Origin of the sequence: Brevundimonas sp. UBA6550, assembly GCF_002434505.1 — a bacterium.
Lineage (GTDB): Bacteria > Pseudomonadota > Alphaproteobacteria > Caulobacterales > Caulobacteraceae > Brevundimonas.
The window spans coordinates 330,732-346,485 of sequence record NZ_DJKE01000006.1; the positions used below are offsets into that span (position 1 = coordinate 330,732).

17 protein-coding genes are annotated in these 15,754 nt (G+C 67.3%); 7 read left to right on the forward strand and 10 right to left on the reverse strand.

The features are described 5' to 3' along the window. Window position 1: 1 nt before the first annotated feature. Window positions 2-751 (reverse strand): polyphosphate kinase 2, encoded by a 750-nt coding sequence (ppk2, locus tag B3Z70_RS07640; protein ID WP_292022990.1) that lies wholly within the window; start codon window positions 749-751, stop codon window positions 2-4. A 47-nt stretch (window positions 752-798) separates the two neighbouring features. On the opposite strand from ppk2, the gene B3Z70_RS07645 reads away from it, so the two are divergent. Then, window positions 799-1,644: an extensin family protein gene (locus B3Z70_RS07645; protein ID WP_292022989.1), complete on the forward strand. Its 846-nt coding sequence runs from the start codon at window positions 799-801 to the stop codon at window positions 1,642-1,644. Between the two features lie 197 nt (window positions 1,645-1,841). Beyond that, window positions 1,842-2,045 (forward strand): cold-shock protein, encoded by a 204-nt coding sequence (locus tag B3Z70_RS07650; RefSeq protein ID WP_248118638.1) that lies wholly within the window; start codon window positions 1,842-1,844, stop codon window positions 2,043-2,045. Between the two features lie 79 nt (window positions 2,046-2,124). On the opposite strand, the gene B3Z70_RS07655 is transcribed toward B3Z70_RS07650, so the two are convergent. Continuing rightward, the gene (locus B3Z70_RS07655) at window positions 2,125-2,637 is read right to left on the reverse strand and encodes a DMT family transporter (protein WP_349679883.1); all 513 of its coding nucleotides are present in this window, start codon (window positions 2,635-2,637) and stop codon (window positions 2,125-2,127) included. A 148-nt stretch (window positions 2,638-2,785) separates the two neighbouring features. Between B3Z70_RS07655 and B3Z70_RS07660 the strand changes: the two genes are divergently transcribed. After that, window positions 2,786-3,562, forward strand: a complete 777-nt coding sequence (locus B3Z70_RS07660) for a transglutaminase-like domain-containing protein (RefSeq protein ID WP_292022982.1) — start codon at window positions 2,786-2,788, stop codon at window positions 3,560-3,562. Between the two features lie 136 nt (window positions 3,563-3,698). Here B3Z70_RS07660 and B3Z70_RS07665 read toward each other — a convergent pair whose 3' ends face one another. Both B3Z70_RS07665 and rpmB read right to left on the reverse strand, forming a co-directional pair. Continuing rightward, complete coding sequence (locus tag B3Z70_RS07665) at window positions 3,699-5,426, reverse strand: M1 family metallopeptidase (RefSeq protein ID WP_292022980.1); 1,728 nt, start codon at window positions 5,424-5,426, stop codon at window positions 3,699-3,701. Between the two features lie 111 nt (window positions 5,427-5,537). Then, on the reverse strand, window positions 5,538-5,834 hold the full coding sequence (gene rpmB, locus B3Z70_RS07670; protein ID WP_248118632.1) for a 50S ribosomal protein L28: 297 nt from the start codon (window positions 5,832-5,834) through the stop codon (window positions 5,538-5,540). A 247-nt stretch (window positions 5,835-6,081) separates the two neighbouring features. Here rpmB and B3Z70_RS07675 point away from each other — a divergent pair, with 247 nt between their 5' ends. Then, window positions 6,082-6,561, forward strand: a complete 480-nt coding sequence (locus B3Z70_RS07675) for a DUF3617 domain-containing protein (RefSeq protein ID WP_292022978.1) — start codon at window positions 6,082-6,084, stop codon at window positions 6,559-6,561. Between the two features lie 241 nt (window positions 6,562-6,802). On the opposite strand, the gene B3Z70_RS07680 is transcribed toward B3Z70_RS07675, so the two are convergent. Both B3Z70_RS07680 and fdxA read right to left on the reverse strand, forming a co-directional pair. Continuing rightward, window positions 6,803-7,333, reverse strand: a complete 531-nt coding sequence (locus B3Z70_RS07680) for a CarD family transcriptional regulator (protein ID WP_055753908.1) — start codon at window positions 7,331-7,333, stop codon at window positions 6,803-6,805. A 301-nt stretch (window positions 7,334-7,634) separates the two neighbouring features. Further along, entirely contained in the window at window positions 7,635-7,976 is a 342-nt protein-coding gene (gene fdxA / locus B3Z70_RS07685) for a ferredoxin FdxA (RefSeq protein ID WP_292022977.1), read from the reverse strand. A gap of 198 nt (window positions 7,977-8,174) precedes the next feature. On the opposite strand from fdxA, the gene B3Z70_RS07690 reads away from it, so the two are divergent. Next, a complete protein-coding gene (locus B3Z70_RS07690; RefSeq protein WP_292022975.1) occupies window positions 8,175-8,801 on the forward strand; it encodes a YceI family protein in 627 nt (208 codons plus the stop codon). On the opposite strand, the gene B3Z70_RS07695 is transcribed toward B3Z70_RS07690, so the two are convergent. From B3Z70_RS07695 to B3Z70_RS07710, 4 genes are read right to left on the reverse strand one after another with little or no spacing between them, the layout of a single operon-like run. Continuing rightward, complete coding sequence (locus B3Z70_RS07695; RefSeq protein ID WP_292022954.1) at window positions 8,788-9,066, reverse strand: RNA-binding S4 domain-containing protein; 279 nt, start codon at window positions 9,064-9,066, stop codon at window positions 8,788-8,790. The genes B3Z70_RS07690 and B3Z70_RS07695 overlap by 14 nt on opposite strands. After that, entirely contained in the window at window positions 9,063-11,552 is a 2,490-nt protein-coding gene (locus B3Z70_RS07700) for a helicase-related protein (protein ID WP_292022952.1), read from the reverse strand. The genes B3Z70_RS07695 and B3Z70_RS07700 overlap by 4 nt, the downstream gene beginning before the upstream one ends. A 34-nt stretch (window positions 11,553-11,586) precedes the next feature. Next, window positions 11,587-12,198, reverse strand: a complete 612-nt coding sequence (fixJ, locus tag B3Z70_RS07705; RefSeq protein ID WP_292022950.1) for a response regulator FixJ — start codon at window positions 12,196-12,198, stop codon at window positions 11,587-11,589. Next, window positions 12,195-13,679, reverse strand: a complete 1,485-nt coding sequence (locus B3Z70_RS07710; RefSeq protein ID WP_292022948.1) for a two-component system sensor histidine kinase NtrB — start codon at window positions 13,677-13,679, stop codon at window positions 12,195-12,197. The genes fixJ and B3Z70_RS07710 overlap by 4 nt, the downstream gene beginning before the upstream one ends. A 260-nt stretch (window positions 13,680-13,939) precedes the next feature. Between B3Z70_RS07710 and B3Z70_RS07715 the strand changes: the two genes are divergently transcribed. Both B3Z70_RS07715 and B3Z70_RS07720 read left to right on the forward strand, forming a co-directional pair. After that, complete coding sequence (locus B3Z70_RS07715) at window positions 13,940-14,623, forward strand: TorF family putative porin (protein ID WP_292022945.1); 684 nt, start codon at window positions 13,940-13,942, stop codon at window positions 14,621-14,623. Window positions 14,624-14,647: 24 nt separating this feature from the next. Further along, window positions 14,648-15,754 (forward strand): CHASE3 domain-containing protein (locus B3Z70_RS07720; protein WP_292022943.1); only part of this gene is annotated, 1,107 nt, incomplete at its 3' end.

A 15,754-nucleotide genomic window follows, 5' to 3' on the forward strand; every position in this document is an offset into this window, starting at 1 on the left:
TTCAGCGCGCCAGCCGATCCTTGGCCTTATGCGCGCCGAACACCACGTCCGGGTCCGGCTTATTGACCGGCAGGTCGGTGTGGTTCAGCACCGACAGGATGAAGCGGCCGATGTTCAGCCGCGCCGTCTTCTTGTCGTCGGTGGCCACCACGGTCCAGGGCGCATAGTCGCGGTCGGTCTCGTCCAGCATACGGTCGCGCGCGTCGGAATAGGCGTCGAACCGCGCCTCGGCCTCGGCGTCCAGCGACGACAGCTTGAACTTCTTCAGCGGGTCGGTGCGCCGCGCCTTCAGTCGCGCCGCCTGTTCCTTGCGCGAGATGTCCAGCCAGATCTTGATCAGGATGATGCCGTCGTCGGTCAGCATCCGCTCGAACCGCGGGGCGTCGGTCATGAACTGGGCGTATTGTTCTGGCGTGCAGTATCCCATCACCGGCTCGACCCCGGCGCGATTGTACCAGGAGCGGTTGAAGACGACCGTCTCGCCCGCCGCCGGCAGATGCGGCACATAGCGCTGGAAATACCATTGGCTGGTTTCGCGGTCGCTGGGCTTGGGCAGGGCCACGACGCGGGTCTGGCGGGGTGACATATATTCTGTCAGCCGCTTGATGGCGCCGTCCTTGCCGGCGGTGTCGCGCCCCTCCAGCACGATGACCACGCGCGAGCCGTGTTCTATGCTCCAGGCCTGGGCCTGGACGATGGCCAGCTGGATCTGCTCCAGCTCGGATTCATAGGCGTCGGATTTCTTTCCCATGACGAAAGAGTGGGCCAGGTTCGGCCGGGCGGCAAGCGAAAGCCGCCGTGTCGCTTCAAGCGGAGCCGAGCGGGGCGCAGGGCGTTAGGGGCTGGGGCCTGGCGTGGAATGCGGGCCGGGGCGGGGGACCGATGAAGCGCGATCTGGCGGAGATGTGGAACCTGGTCTGGGAGATCGGCCTGCTGATCTGCGCCGGTTTCGCCCTGCTGAACCTGTTCGCCCCGCCGCAGGATCTGCCCTGGAAGCCGCTGGATCTGGACCGGCCGGTGGGCGGGGCGACGGCGGCCAAGGTCGCCGCCTTCGATGTGGACGCCTCTGCACCCGCCGAGACGCTGGAGCGGGCGACCGACGCCTGCATGAAGGCCCTGCGGGACGCGGGCGTCGAGGTCGAGCGCGCGGCCGATCGCGACGACGGCGGCTTCTGCGTGGTGCGCGGCGCCGTCAGGATCGCGGGCGGGGCCGTGACGCCGCTGGCGCCGGCCAATGTGGTCATGCAGTGCCCGCTGGCCGTCCGCTACGTCATCTGGGATCGGCAGGTCCTGCGCCCCGTCGCGCGCGAGGAACTGGGGTCGGAGCCGGCGCGGGTCGAGAACTACGGGACCTATTCGTGTCGCCGCATCTACGGCTCTCAGGACGAGGGCGAGCGGCCCAGCGAACACGCCCGCGCCAATGCCCTGGACGTCGCCGCCGTCACCCTGAAGGACGGCCGCACGGTCAGCGTCCTGAACGACTGGGGCGGTTCCGGCCCGGCGGGCCAGCCCGGCTCGCGCTTTCTGCATCGGGTGCGCGACGGGGCGTGCCGCCTGTTCTCCACCGTGCTGTCGCCCGACTACAACGCCGCCCACGCCAATCATCTTCATATCGACGGGGCCTCGAGAGGCATCTGTCGTTAAGGTTGAATGCGGCGATTGCGAGTCGCTTTCGCTGTTGACCGTCTGGAAAAGCCGGGTGACAACATCGGCACAGTCCGGATTTCGCGTAGGGTCCACACCTGCGTTTCGCTCCTTCGCCTGAACGAGCTGTCCAGATGGATTGTCGGGTCACCTCGAGAGGGATCCGCCTGGAAAAGCGCGTTTACGGAGACGCAGACATGGCGACCGGCACGGTCAAGTGGTTCAACCCCACCAAGGGCTACGGCTTTATCCAGCCCGACAGCGGCGGCTCGGACGTGTTCGTTCACGTCACCGCCGTTCAGAAGGCTGGCCTTCAGGGCCTCGATGAAAACGCCAAGGTCGAGTACGAGCTGGAAAACCAGCGCGGCAAGACGTCGGCGATCGACCTCAAGATCCTCTAGGTCGGACAGACTTCGAGATTTGGAAGACAGGCGCGGCGGCTTCGGCTTCCGCGCCTGTTTTTTTCTTGGGGCTTTCGTTTCAGCCCGGTTGGGCGTCGGCGGAGGTCGGCTTGGCGCGTTGCGAGCGTTGGGCCAGGACGACCGCGCCCAGCACCAGGGCGCCGCCCAGGGCCTGGATCGGCGTCAGGGTCTCGCCGAACACCCACCAGCCCAACAGGCCCGCGACCACCGGCTGCACCAGGATGGTGACGGCCGTGACCGAGGCGGGCAGGCGGCCCAACGCCCAGGCCACCCCGCCCTGACCGAAAACGTGCATCACGCCCATGGCGAGGCAGGCACCCCAGCCAGCCGCGCTGGCGGGCACGATGTCCTCGCCCAGCGCCAGGGACACGATCAGCAGCAGGGGGGCGCCCAGCAGGGTGGCCCAGAAGGTCACGCGCATGGCCCCCGCCGTCGCCCGCGCAGCCTTCACCGCCAGTGGCCGGTCGGGTTTCAGGGCTGGCCAGACGCGCCTCGATCCGGGCTTCGGTCTCGAGGGTCTCGTGTGCGGCGGCTGTGGCTTCCCGAAGGGCGAGAAGGATGGGGGAAGCACTCATGGGTTCAGATTAACACACTGTGTTGGCTTGTCGATTTCCTCCGGGCGAGAGGCGCGCTACAAGGCTCGGCGTTGCACGGAACGGCTCAGATCGCCTGACGTTCAGCAGCCTCTCTCGCTTTTTTCGCCTGGATCGGTCGCCCCCATGAAACTGCGCGTGCGCGCCGAGCTCGTCTATCGTTTCGATCCGCCGACGGACGCCATCTACAAGATTCAGGTCGCGCATTGGCCCGGTCAGGACATCCTGGAGGAAAGCCTGACCTTCGACCCGCCGGTCGAGTTCAACGAGGACGAGGATGTCGATTTCGGCGCCCGCACCCTGCGTTGTCACGTCTCGGGCGAGGTGACCCTGACCTATGAGGCCCTGGTGGACAACGGCGTGCTGAAGGGCCTGCCGCCCGAGGTGTCGCAACACGACTGGGGCGAGCTGCCGGCCGAGGTGCTGCCCTATCTTCAGCCCAGCCGCTACTGCCCCTCGGATCAGTTCGGCCGCTTCGTGGCGCGCGAGTTCGGCGAGACCGCCGGCGGGGCGCGGGTGCTGGCGATCCTGAACTGGATTTCCGAACACGTGGATTACGAGCATGGCGTGTCGGATACGGAGACCACGGCGGCCCGAACCTTCATCGACCGGGCCGGGGTGTGCCGCGACTTCACCCACCTGGGCATGACCCTGTGCCGCGCCTCGGGCATTCCGGCCCGCGCCGTCAGCGCCTTCGCCCACCAGCTGACCCCGCCCGACTTCCACGCCATCTTCGAGGTCTGGCTGGACAATGGCTGGTGGCTGGTCGACGCCACGGGCCTGGCGCCGGTCGAGGGGCTGGTGCGGATCGCCTGCGGTCGCGACGCCGCCGACATCGCCTTCCTGACCACCCAGGAACGCTGCCAGATGGTGCGTCAGTCGGTGACGGTGGCGGCGGCCTGAGCGTCTTATCCCCGCTCATCCCCGCGAAAGCGGGGACCCAGGGTTTTGGACGCAAGTTTCGCTTTTAGTCCTCATCGCTCGATCCGGCGTTGGTTATGCGAAAGGACTGGATCCCCGCTTTCGCGGGGATGAGCGGTTAATGAGGTTTGGCGTGAGCCGCCTTGTAAGCCTGCAGGTCGTCGATCACGTCCATCTGACGCAGCACCTTGTTCTGCGGATCGATCAGAACGTGGGCGCCCGGCGCGACCGCGATCTCGCCCCGACCGCCGGTCATCGCCACGACCTGGACCCCGCCGTCGATCTCCACCTCGACCGGCATGGGGAAGACCCCGCCGTCGCCGGTCGTCCACTCCAGCCGCAACAGCCCGCCCTCGCGCGTCTGTGTCAGCACCGGCAGGGCGGCGTTGTAGAGGTAGCCCCGGAAGAACCAGCCATAATCCTGACCTGTCACCGCATTGACGATCTGCAAAAAGTCATCGGTCGAACGATACAGCGGCGCGAAATTGCCGGGCTGGGGATCGGGCCGCCCATAGACCAGTCGCGTGATCGCCGCGTGGAAGGCCGCGTCGCCGATCAGCATCCGCAGCGAATGGCTGATCAGCGAGCCCTTGGAATAGATGTCGTTGCCCGGCCCGACGTCGCCCTTGTAGACCTCGTCCTCGGTCTTGGACGTGCCCGAGACGACCGGGTAGTTGTTGATCAACCCCTCGCGCTGATTGGCCAGTTCGCGCTGCATATAGCGGTCGCCCAGCAGCCAGCGGGCGTACAGCGGCTGCATATAGCTGCCCAAACCTTCGTGCAGCCACATGTCGTCGGCGTTCTGATTGGTCAGCTGATTGCCGAACCATTCGTGGGCGAACTCGTGCTGCAACAGCCAGTCATAGCCCCGCCCGTCGATCTTGTAGCCGTTGCCATAGGCGTTGATGGTCTGGTGCTCCATGCCCAGGTGCGGCGTCTCGACCACCCCCATCTTCTCGTCGCCGAACGGATAGGGGCCGACATTGGCCTCGAAGAAATCCAGCATCTGCGGGAACTGGGCGAACAGGGCCTGGACCTGTTCCGGGGTGTCCGACTTCAGATGCCAATAGGCCATCGGAATGGTGTTGCCGAACCGGCTGGAATAGTCGCCCGTCACCGCGTCATAGGGACCGACGTTCAGGGCGATGGCGTAGGTGTTGGGTGATTTCGCCGACCAGTTCCAGGTGGTCCAGCCGTCGCCGTGATCGACCTTGCCCAGGAACCGGCCGTTGGACGGCGCCGAAAGCTCCGACGGCACGGTGATGTGCAAATCGACCCGGCCCGGCTCGCCGTGCGGGCTGTCGATGCAGGGCCAGAAGATGTCGCAGCCCTCGCCCTGGACGGCCGTCGCGATCCAGGGTTCGCCGGTCGGGGCGGTGGACCAGACGAAGCCGCCGTCCCAGGGCGCGCGCGGCGCCACGCGCGGCTGGCCGGCGTAGGCGATGCGCAGAACCGTCTTCTGTCCTGTCGCCAGCGGACGGGGCAGGGCGACCGTCAGCCGTCCCTCGGGGTTCGACCAGCGGTCGGCGGGAACCTCCACCCCGTCCACCCGCACCGAGGCGATGGTCAGCAGCGTATCCAACTCGACCACCAGCCGCTCCAGCGGCGCCAGGGCGGTGAAGTCCAGAACGGCGACGGCGTCGATGGCCTTGTCGGCGGGAATGACCTTGATCGTCAGATCGGCCTTGTCGAACTGCATGGCCATCTGTTCGACCGTGCGCGGCTGGTCCGTGGCCAGGGTGAAGGCGGTCGATTCGCGCATCGGCGGGGCGGCGGGCCGGGGCGCGGTCGCGCAGGCGGCCAGGGCCGTCAGGCTGACGGCGGCGAGCAGGGTCTTGATGCGCATCGGACTTCCCCTTTCAGCAGCGTGAAAGGCTTAGCGCGGCGCGCCCGGCGCGCAAAGAAAAAGGCCGGCGTCGCCGCCGGCCTTTCCCAGAACTTTATGACGTCGCCGGACTTAGGCGGCGGCTTGTTCGGCCAGCTTGGCGCGAACCTGACGCTTGATGCGCTGGGCGGCGATCGACAGCTGCTCGTCGCGGGCCTTGACGATGAAGGCGTCCAGGCCGCCCTTATAGTCCAGGGTGCGCAGGGCGGCGTTCGAGATCCGCAGGCTGAAGGTCTGGCCCAGCGAGTCCGACGTGACCTTGACCGTCTTCAGCGACGGCAGGAAGCGGCGCTTGGTCTTGATGTTCGAGTGGCTCACGTTGTGGCCGACCATGGGGCCGATACCGGTGAGTTCGCAACGACGCGACATCGTCAGATCCTTAAGGTGCGGCGTTCGCCCCGAAAACGCTGGGAGCAGACGCATGAAACAGTTGCGCGCGGGAACCAGCCCGCGCGAGAGGGGGCCGTATAAGGGAAGAGGCGGTTCGGCGTCAAGTCGAGTCTGGACGGGAACGGTCGATCCTTCCCCTGTCCGGGAACGGCGCCGTTCAGGCCTCGTTCAAATCGTACGCTCTATGCCCCATATTATGAACACCTCCGCTGAACAGAAGGCCGCCATGTCCCGTCCGTCGCTGATCGACCGCCTGCCCAAGAGGGCGCTCGCCGTTCTGGCCCCGGTGATGGTCGGCGGCGTCATGCTGGCCGCCCCCGCCATCGCGCCCGCCCAGACGGCGGCCCAGAGCGAGGTCCTGCCCGGCTATTGGGAATACACCACCAGCGCTGTGGGCCAGCGCGACACCGAGCAGAAGTGCGTGCGCCCCAGCGAGATCAACCGCTTCTTCGGCGGCCTGTCGACCAACAAGTGGCGCTGCACCTATCCGACGCGCGTGGTCGGCGGCGGCAACGCGCGGTTCGAAGGCACATGTCAGGACCGCAAGGGCCGCCGCATCGCCGTGCGCCTGAACGGAACCTATACCGACACCAGCTTCAGCTTCCGCGGCGGCGCCCAGCTGGTGCGCGGCACCCCGTATATTCCCGCCAGCATCACCGCGCGCCGTCTGGCCGCCCAGTGCCCGGCCAACGCGGAATATTTCTGAAGGCCGCAGCCGCGTTTCCCATTTCGTCATTCCGGGGCTGAGCGGAGCGAAGAACCCGGAACCCAGGGGCGCACGCGCGGTTCTGGACGCACTTAAAGCCTGATGCGTGCCTCCTGGGTTCCGGGTTCGTCCTTCGGACGCCCCGGAATGACGTTATCGGGCTGAATGCCGATTGAGCCGAGGCCGAAACAAAAAGGCCCCGGATCGCTCCGGGGCCTTTTCGTTTGTTCGACGTCGAAGCTTAGGCCGCTTCGGCGGTCGGGATCGGCTTCTTGGCGCTGAGCGACTTGGCCAGGAGTTCGACGGCGGCGTCCTTGTCGATCTTGTTGGCGGCGGCGACTTCGCGGGCCATGCGGTCCAGGGCCGATTCATAGAGCTGGCGCTCTGAATAGGACTGTTCCGGCTGGGTGTCGGCGCGGTGCAGGTCGCGAACCACTTCGGCGATGGAGATCAGGTCGCCCGAGTTGATCTTGGCCTCGTATTCCTGGGCGCGACGCGACCACATGGTGCGCTTGATGCGGGCGCGGCCCTTCAGGGTGGTCAGGGCCTTGGTCACGACATCGTCGGCGGCCAGCGAACGCAGGCCCGCCGTCACGGCCTTCTTGGTCGGGACGCGCAGGGTCATCTTCTCGTGGTCGAAGGTGACGACATAGACTTCCAGCGACATGCCGGCGACTTCCTGCGTCTCGATCGCGGCGACCTTGCCGACGCCGTGCGCGGGATAGACGACCGCGTCGCCAACCTTGAACTCCAGACCAGTCTTGCTCGTCATAATCGTCCTTTCCCGGTCAGGGCCGGGCGACGCGAAGGCGCAGGAAACGCAAACAGAATCTCATCCGCCGGATCGCTCCGTCGGAGGGGATGATGTCGGGCGTCAAATGCGGAAACGGATCACCAAACCTCTGGCCGATCCCGTCTAGGGCGGGATTCTGTCGCAAACACGGGCGGCGCGAAGTTTTCGCGGACCGCCCGATCCAATGAAACAGAACCTATCACAAATCTGCGGAATTTCAAAACGTCCACAAGGCGGACGCGGATTTGCGGCAAGGCTGGCCCGGCCCCGAGCCTTGGCGTCAGGAGCCCTTGCCTGGTTTCGGGCTGAAGTATTTCTCGTACTTGCCGGTCTCGCGCTCGTACTGTTCGCGGTCGGTGGGGGGCGTGCCCTTGACGGTGATGTTGGGCCAGACCTTGGCGTATTCGGCGTTGACCTGCAGCCATTTGCCGTCCGGTTCGTCCTCGGTGTCGGGCACGATGGCGTCGACGGGGCATTCCGGCTCGCACACGCCGCAGTCGATGCATTCGTCCGGCGCGATGACCAGGAAGTTCTCGCCCTCGTAGAAGCAGTCCACCGGACACACCTCGACGCAGTCCATGAACTTACATTTCACGCAGGCGTCGGTGACGATGTAGGTCATTGGGCGAGGAACGGGCGTCGGTCTGTGGGCGGGAGGCCTGCGACATGGCGGCCACGCAACCAACTGTCAACAGCAGGGCTTAAGGCGAGAGCCGTTCGCAGGCCGACTGGAGCGACATCCAGCGCGCCTTGACAACGGTCAGGCTTAATCGCAACTGTATTGATTGCATATCCGCCCTTCCATCACAGGATCCCTCCTATGCGCACGCCCTTCATGAAATACGCCCTCGCCGGCGCCCTGGCGCTCAGCCTCGCCGCCGGCGGCGCCGTGGTCGCCCAGGCCGCCCTGACCACGAACCCGGCCGAGGTGACGGCCGGCGACTACGATCTGGAATCCAGCCACGGCAAGATCACCTGGTCGGTCAATCACTTCGGCCTGTCGACCTATACGGGTCAGTTCGTGAACGTGAAGGCCCAGCTGAAGCTGGACCCGGCCAATCCGTCGGCCTCTACCCTGACCGCAACCATCCCGCTGACCGACGTGGCGCCCAACGACGACCGGCTGAAGGCCCACCTGCAGACCGCCGACTTCTTCGACACCGCCAATCACCCGACCGCGACCTTCGTCTCGCGCTCGGTGACGGTCGATCCGTCCGATCGCAATGAAGCCACGGTGGTCGGCGATCTGACCCTGAAGGGCGTGACCAAGCCGGTCACCATCGAGGTCAAGTTCAACGGCGCCGGCACCGTCATGGGCGCCTACAAGTCCGGCTTCGACGGCGAAGCGACCATCAAACGCTCGGACTTCGGCATCAACTACGCCCTGCCGGCCGTGTCCGACGAGGTGAAGCTGCACATCGAAGGCGAGTTCGTCATTCAAAAGTAAGGGCGTAGAGGGCGCGGGCCTCCTCGGCGGGTCCGCGCCTTTCGCCCAGAGCCTCGACACGCAGGCTGACGACGCGCCCGTTCTGGGCGAAGGTCAGCAGGTCGCCGACGTGGACGCAGCGACTGGGCTTGTCCAGCCGCGTCTCGCGCCCGTGATGCGTCAGCCGCACCGCGCCGCGCTCCACCAGATCGGCGGCCAGCCCCCGCGTCTTCACGAACCGCGCGCGCCACAGCCAGATGTCGATACGGCAGGCGTCCTCGCTCAAGCCTTGGCCTTTCGGCGCGGGCGGTGGCGTCTGGCGCGTGCGGGCGGCGCCTCCGTCAGGGCCGCCAGCGCGGCGAACGGAGAATCCTTCACCGGCCTGGGCGCGGCGCCCGGCTTATCCGGCTGGCGGGCGCGTTCGGTCTTCAGGGCGGCGATGACCTGTTTCGCCTGATCGGGGCTCCAGCCCAGTTCCGCCAGAGCCTCATCGGACAGGCGTCCATGATTGGCGGCGCGAAGTTCGGCCATCTTCTCCAGTGTCTCGACCGGCGCCAGCCAGCGACCCGCCAGACGCAGGCCGTGCGCCGACAACAGGCGCGGCGAGGGCGGCTCGACCGGGGCGGGGATCAGGTCGGGCGTCGCCGGGATCAGGGGCGCGGCGACGAAGGCTTGGGCGAAATGTCGCGCGCGGGGCTTCTGCAGGCCCGGCAGCCAGACCGAATGAACCCCGACGCGGATGGCGAAGCTTTTCAGGGTGCGGCGCTCGACCTGGCTCAGGGCGGCCAGATCGCGTTCGACCTCGCGCCGGTCGATCAACCCACCGGCCTCGATCAGACGAAACGCGATGCCGCGCGGCAGGCCCTTCAGGGCGCCGGTCTCGACCGCCTGACGCAGGCGGCGCAGATCACGCAGCGCCCGGCCCGCCTCCGACGCCAGCCATGCCTCCAGACGCCGCTGCGCCCGCTCGCGCGCTGGCGTGGGACCCAGATCGCCCAGCAGCCTCGCCTGGGGGGAAAACGGATCGGCCCCCTGCGGCGTCGCTGTGACCTGGGCCGTCAGCACGCCGCGCCACAGCACCGCGCCGTCGGGCGTGACGGCAAAGGCCTCGTCCGTCTCGGCGGCCAGCCGTCCCAGGCGGCGGTTGATCTCGGGCGTCACGGCGCGGACGGCGGCCTGGCGCAGGGTGCGGTCCTCAAGCGCCGACGACCCCTTCTCCATCTGGAACCGCACGCCCTCCAGCTGGCCGACAACCTGTCCCTCGACCGTGACCTCGCCGTCGTCGGCCACGCCCGCGAATGTGTCGTCGCGCACGTTCAGGGCCCGCATCAGGGCGGTGGTGCGGCGATCCACGAACCGGGCAGTCAACCGTTCGTGCAGCACGTCGGACAGCCGGTCCTCCAGCGCGCGGGTCTTGTCGCGCCAGCCTTGGGCGTCATGAACCCAGTCGGGCCGGTTGGCGATGTAGGACAGGGTGCGCACCGCCGACAGCCGCGCCGACAACTGGTCGATCTGGCCGTCGTCGCGGTCCACGAAGGCGAAGCGCGGCGCCATCCAGTCGTCGGTCAGGCGCCCGCGCTTGCTGGTCAGGGCGGTGAAGACGTCCTTGGCCAGGCGGCTGTGCTCATCCAGCGTCGTCTTCTGGAAGTCCGGCAGCTGACACGCCTCCCACAGCCGCATGATGGCCCCGCGCGACCGGCCGATACGGGCGATCTCCTCGTCCTTTATCAAGCGACGCAACAGGGTCTCGTCCAGCGCCTCTGCCGTCAGGCTGAGGCCGCTACGCTGGGGCGTCACCGTCAGCGACCGCAGCAGGTCGGGCAGGGTTTCGAAGTCCAGCCGGGCGTTTCTCCATTCCGCCGCCTCGACCGGATCGAAGCGATGCTCGACCACCTGTTCGACCAGATCGGCGTCCAGGTCCTCGGCCTCGGCGGTCACCCCGAACGTGCCGTCGCGCAGGTGCCGACCCGCGCGGCCGGCGATCTGGCCGATTTCATGGGCATGCAGCCAGCGGGTCCGCCTGCCGTCGAACTTTCTCAAGCCCGCAAAGGCGACATGGTCCACGTCCATGTTCAGCCCCATGCCGATGGCGTCGGTGGCGACCAGGAAATCGACCTCGCCCGACTGATAAAGCGCCACTTGGGCGTTGCGGGTGCGGGGACTGAGCGAGCCCATGACCACCGCCGCCCCGCCCCTCTGACGCCGGATCAGTTCGGCGATGGCGTAGACCCGGTCGGTGGAGAAGGCGACGATGGCGCTGCGCCGAGGCAGGCGGGTCAGCTTCTTGGACCCGGCGTAGGACAGGGTGGACAGCCGGTCGCGCGTCACGATCTCCACATCCGGGACCAGACGGCGGATCAGCGGCTCCATCGTGCCGGCGCCCAGGAACATGGTCTCGAACCGGCCGCGCGCGTGCAGCAGCCGCTGGGTGAAGACGTGGCCGCGCTCGGGGTCGGCGACCAGCTGGATCTCGTCGATGGCCAGGAACTCGACCGACCGCTCCAGCGGCATGGCCTCGACCGTACAGACGAAATAGTGCGGGCGCGTCGGGACGATCTTCTCCTCGCCCGTGATCAGGGCGACGGCGGCGGCCCCGCGCAGCCTGACGATCCGCTCATAGATCTCGCGCGCCAGCAGACGCAGCGGCAGGCCGATCATGCCCGAGGCATGACCCAGCATCCGCTCGACCGCCAGATGGGTCTTGCCGGTGTTGGTGGGCCCCAGGACCGCGGTGACGCGCGATGGGGCCAGGCCTGCGGACCGGTCGCTCATGATTGCCCTAAGGTGGCGACGATTCCCCTTCGGCTCAAGCGTCGCCTAAACGCATTCCGATCCGCACCAGGGTCGACAGGTTGGGGGCCTGCATCTTGGTCATCACCTTGGCGCGGAAAATCTCGACCGTGCGCGGGCTGATCTCCAGCTGCAGGGCGATCTCCTTGTTGGAGCAGCCGTCGATCAGGGCCTCGAAAACCTGACGTTCGCGATTGGTCAGGGAGGCGAGGCGGCGTCGCGCCTCCTCGCGCGCGGCGCGTTCGGCCTCAAGCCCGCTCAGCGAGGCGATGCAGTGGCCGACGCTGTCCAGGATCTGCTGCGGATCGAACGGCTTTTCGATGAAGTCCGAAACGCCCGCCTTCATCAACTGCACCGCCAGCGGCACGTCGGCGTGGCCGGTGATGACGATGACCGGCCAACTGTCGCCGCGCAGGGCCTTCAGCCGGCGCACCAACTCCGGTCCCTCGACCCCCGGCATCCGCACGTCGGTGACGACGCAGGCGCTGGCGTCGGTCGGCAGGTCGTCCAGAAAGTCGTCGGCGCTGGCGAAGGCGCGGGCGCGAAACCCTGCGCCGCGCAGCATCAGGGTCAGGGCGTCGCGCATGGCGGGGTCGTCGTCGACGATGAAGACGGAATGCGGGGTCATGGGATTTCAGACTCCGTGGGGCGTGACAGTCGAAAGGTGAAACAGGCCCCGCCGCCCTGCGGACGGCTGACGGCCAGGGCCGAGCCATGGCTCTCGACGATGGAGCGGGTGACGGACAGACCCAGACCCATGCCGCCGGTCTTGGTCGAGATCATGGGATGAAAAATGTGGTCCATCTGCGCTTCGGCGATGCCGGGTCCATTGTCCCGCACCGAAATCTCATAGCCTTCCGGTCCCAAGGCTCGCCCCGTCACCGTCACCTGACCGTCGTCGCGGTTGATCACCGCGTCCACCGCATTGCGGATCAGATTGGTTAGGGCCTGTTGCAGCTGGATGCGGTCCGCCAGCACATGGTCGTCCTCGTCGTCCGTCTGAATGCGAATGACGACGCCCGTGTCCTGGGCGATCAGTGCGATCACCGGCTCCAGGTCGCGGATCATCTGCGCGGCCCGCTCCTCGGTGAAGGCGCGCGATCCGTTGGAGATCATCTCGCGCATCCGCCGGATGATGTCGCCCGCGCGCAGCAACTGGGCCTTGGCCAGGTCCAAGGTGCGCACGGTCGGCTGGGCGACAGGGCCGATCCGGGCCAGATCGGCCTGGCCCGTATGCAGATAGACGGCGGCGGCGCTGAGCGGCTGGTTCAACTCGTGCGCCAGGGTCGCGGCCATTTCGCCCATGGAGTTCAGACGCCAGACGCTGCTCAGCCGGTCGTTCAGTTCGCGTTCGCGCCGGCGCGCCGCCTCGGCCTGGCTCTGGTCCGTCAGGGTCAGGACGGTGTGTTCGGGCGCGGCGTCGTCGGGCAGTTGGTGCGCGGCGACGGTCAGCAACGCCGCGTCCCCGTTCGGCCTTCTCGACGCGCGCCACAGCGTCCGCGAAGCCCCGTCCGACCGCTGCGCCGCCTGCAACGCCGCCGCGCCGAAGCCGGGCAGCAGGGTCTCGAACGGCTGGTTCAGCGCACCGTTCGGCGCCACCCCCAGCAAGGCGGCCGCGCCTTGCGTGACGCGGCGTGTGCGCCCGTCGCAGTCCAGCGTGATGATCGGCGTCGAGGTCAGGATCGAGTCCAGCAACAGCTCGCGCCGCGCCAGGTCGCGCGCCATCGTCTGCGCCGCATCCAGCGCAGCCCTGAGCCGAAAGCACGCCTCCGCCACCGCCCAGGCGACGACGATGAACAGCGCGGCGTTGGCCAGGGTGTCGGCGATGCTGTCGCGCCGCACCACCAGTTCGCATCCGATGATGGCCAGAACGATGGCCAGTCCCACCGAAGACCGACGCCCCAACAGCGCCGTGGTCATGATCGCCGGCATCACCGGCAGATAATAGAAATGGGCCACGGGCGAGAGCGCCAATCTCAACGCCATGGCCGCCGACACCGTCAGAGCGGCCACGATGGCGCCGCCCAGCCAGGTTTTCGTGCGATAGCGGTTCAGGAGCGCGCCGAAGCCCGCCGTCACAACGCGCCTGTCGCCTCGATCAGGGCTCATGTCGCAGGCGCAGATACACCCGAGCGCTCCTTCCGCCGTTTTTTCGGCGCAATTCGATATAGGCCATTCGTCTATGCGTGAAAATACGTATTTCGCGGCCGTAAAGCTAGGGCGCGTCGTTCGCGCGCGGCCTGTGTGTGTGACTGGCAAGCCAAGCCCGACATTTGCTACGCACTTCTACATAAAGCGAAATTTCCGGCGGCATTAATCATAACCTCATTCTTGGGACGGATAATCCAGTGGTCTCAAGGACCCCGATCTTGCGCCTCTTCGTCGCTCCGTTCTCCATCGCTGTCGTCGCGCTCGCGCCCGTCGTTCCGTCCGTCGCTGAGGCGCAGTCCTTTTCGGGCGAGCTGGGCGTCGCCAGCCAGTATATCGGCAAGGGGCTGGGCAAGAGCGACGGCGACATCGCGCCCTTCGCCAAGGTCGAGGGCGCACTGGGCCAGGCCTACGCCAGCGTCTTCGTGTCCGACGCGGCCGGGGCGCAGGGTTATGATATGGAGATCGTCTCAACCCTGGGCTGGCGGCCCAAGGCGGCGGGCTTCGCCTTCGATCTCGGCGTCCTGAACCGCGACCTGCCGGGCAGCCGCGCGGGCGTGGACGCCGACTACTGGGAATATCAGGCCGACGCGGCCCGCAAACTGGGTCCAGTCGCGACGCGGCTGCGGGTCAACTATTCGCCCGACGGGTTTGCGGCGACCAGGGCCGCTTGGTGGCTGGAGCTTCAGGGCGCCGTCGCCGTGTCCGCAGCCACCAAGGTTTCGGCCGCCGTCGCCAACCGGATGGCGGACGGGGGCGTCGATTACAACGCCTGGAACCTGGGCGCCAAGCACCGCCTGACCGACGCCGTCGCCCTTGATCTGCGCTGGTACGACACCGACCGCCACAGCGCGGGCGAACCCTACGAAGGCCGCCTCGTGGCCTCCGCCGCCTATTCGTTTTGATTGACCCAGTAAGGGGATGTTGAGTTGAAGCTTATCGAGAACATGCCGGTCGGCCGAAAGCTGTTCACGGCCTTCGCCCTGGTGCTGGCGGCCATCGCCGTGATGGGCGTCATCGTCGTGTCCAGTCTGCTGCGGATTCAGAGTTCCGGCGAGCAGCGCAGCATCGAGAACAAGGCCAACCGCGACACGGCGGCGGCCGAGTTCTACATGACCCGGCAGGAGAACGCCCTTCGCGGCTATCTGCTGTCGCAGGACCCCTATTATATCGAGCGCGTCGATGCGCACCGCGCCAAGTTTCTGGCGGCGATGCAGGAACTGCGCGCCGAGCTGCCCGCCGAACGCGCGGGGCCGGTGGACAAGGCCATCCAGGCCAATGCGACCTGGTATGCGAACGTGGTCCAGCCCAGCGTCGTGCTGATCCGCGAGGGGCGCGCCGCCGAGGCGGTCAGGATGGTCGGCCGCTCCGGCGCCGCCGACGCCTATGTCGCCCCGCTGGAAGCCGCCGTCGACGAGATCAAGGCGTCCAACGACGCCGCCCTGGCCGCCGCACGTCGGGTTCAGGACGGGGCCATCCGCGAGATGATGTCGGCCGTCGTCATCGGCCTGATCGCCGCGCTTCTGATCGCCCTGGTCGCCGGGTTCGTGGTCACGCGGGCCATCGTGCGTCCGATCTTCACGATGATCGGCCATATGCAGAAACTGATGGCCGGGGACACCGCGATCCAGATCGTCGGCGCCGATCGCAAGGACGAGTTCGGCAAGATGGGGCAGGCGATCATCGCCTTCCGCGACGCCGCCGTCGAAAAGGTCCGCATCGAGCGCGAGGCCCTGGCGCAACGCTCCATGTCCGAGCAGGAACGAGCCGAGCGGGAAGCCGAAAAGGCGCGCGAGGCCGCCGAGGACGCCCAGGCGATCAGCGCCCTGGGCCAAGGCCTCTCGGCCATGGCCAATGGCGATCTGACCTACCGGATCGAGAGCGAATTCAATCCCAAGGCGGCCCAGCTGAAATCGGACTTCAACGCCGCCATCGCCCAGCTTCAGGACGCGGTGTCGGTCGTGGTGGCCAACGTCTCGGGCATCCGCTCGGGCGCGGGCGAGATCAGCCAGGCCGCCGACGACCTGTCGCGCCGC

Excerpts from the sequence above, each read along its gene's own strand:
- fixJ (WP_292022950.1), bottom strand. The coding sequence starts at position 12,198 with ATGACCCCGCATTCCGTCTTCATCGTCGACGACGACCCCGCCATGCGC.
- fdxA (WP_292022977.1), bottom strand. The coding sequence starts at position 7,976 with ATGACCTACATCGTCACCGACGCCTGCGTGAAATGTAAGTTCATGGAC.
- B3Z70_RS07660 (WP_292022982.1), top strand. The coding sequence starts at position 2,786 with ATGAAACTGCGCGTGCGCGCCGAGCTCGTCTATCGTTTCGATCCGCCG.
- B3Z70_RS07650 (WP_248118638.1), top strand. The coding sequence starts at position 1,842 with ATGGCGACCGGCACGGTCAAGTGGTTCAACCCCACCAAGGGCTACGGC.
- B3Z70_RS07700 (WP_292022952.1), bottom strand. The coding sequence starts at position 11,552 with ATGAGCGACCGGTCCGCAGGCCTGGCCCCATCGCGCGTCACCGCGGTC.
- rpmB (WP_248118632.1), bottom strand. The coding sequence starts at position 5,834 with ATGTCGCGTCGTTGCGAACTCACCGGTATCGGCCCCATGGTCGGCCAC.
- B3Z70_RS07680 (WP_055753908.1), bottom strand. The coding sequence starts at position 7,333 with ATGACGAGCAAGACTGGTCTGGAGTTCAAGGTTGGCGACGCGGTCGTC.
- B3Z70_RS07675 (WP_292022978.1), top strand. The coding sequence starts at position 6,082 with ATGTCCCGTCCGTCGCTGATCGACCGCCTGCCCAAGAGGGCGCTCGCC.
- B3Z70_RS07690 (WP_292022975.1), top strand. The coding sequence starts at position 8,175 with ATGCGCACGCCCTTCATGAAATACGCCCTCGCCGGCGCCCTGGCGCTC.
- B3Z70_RS07665 (WP_292022980.1), bottom strand. The coding sequence starts at position 5,426 with ATGCGCATCAAGACCCTGCTCGCCGCCGTCAGCCTGACGGCCCTGGCC.
- ppk2 (WP_292022990.1), bottom strand. The coding sequence starts at position 751 with ATGGGAAAGAAATCCGACGCCTATGAATCCGAGCTGGAGCAGATCCAG.
- B3Z70_RS07710 (WP_292022948.1), bottom strand. The coding sequence starts at position 13,679 with ATGAGCCCTGATCGAGGCGACAGGCGCGTTGTGACGGCGGGCTTCGGC.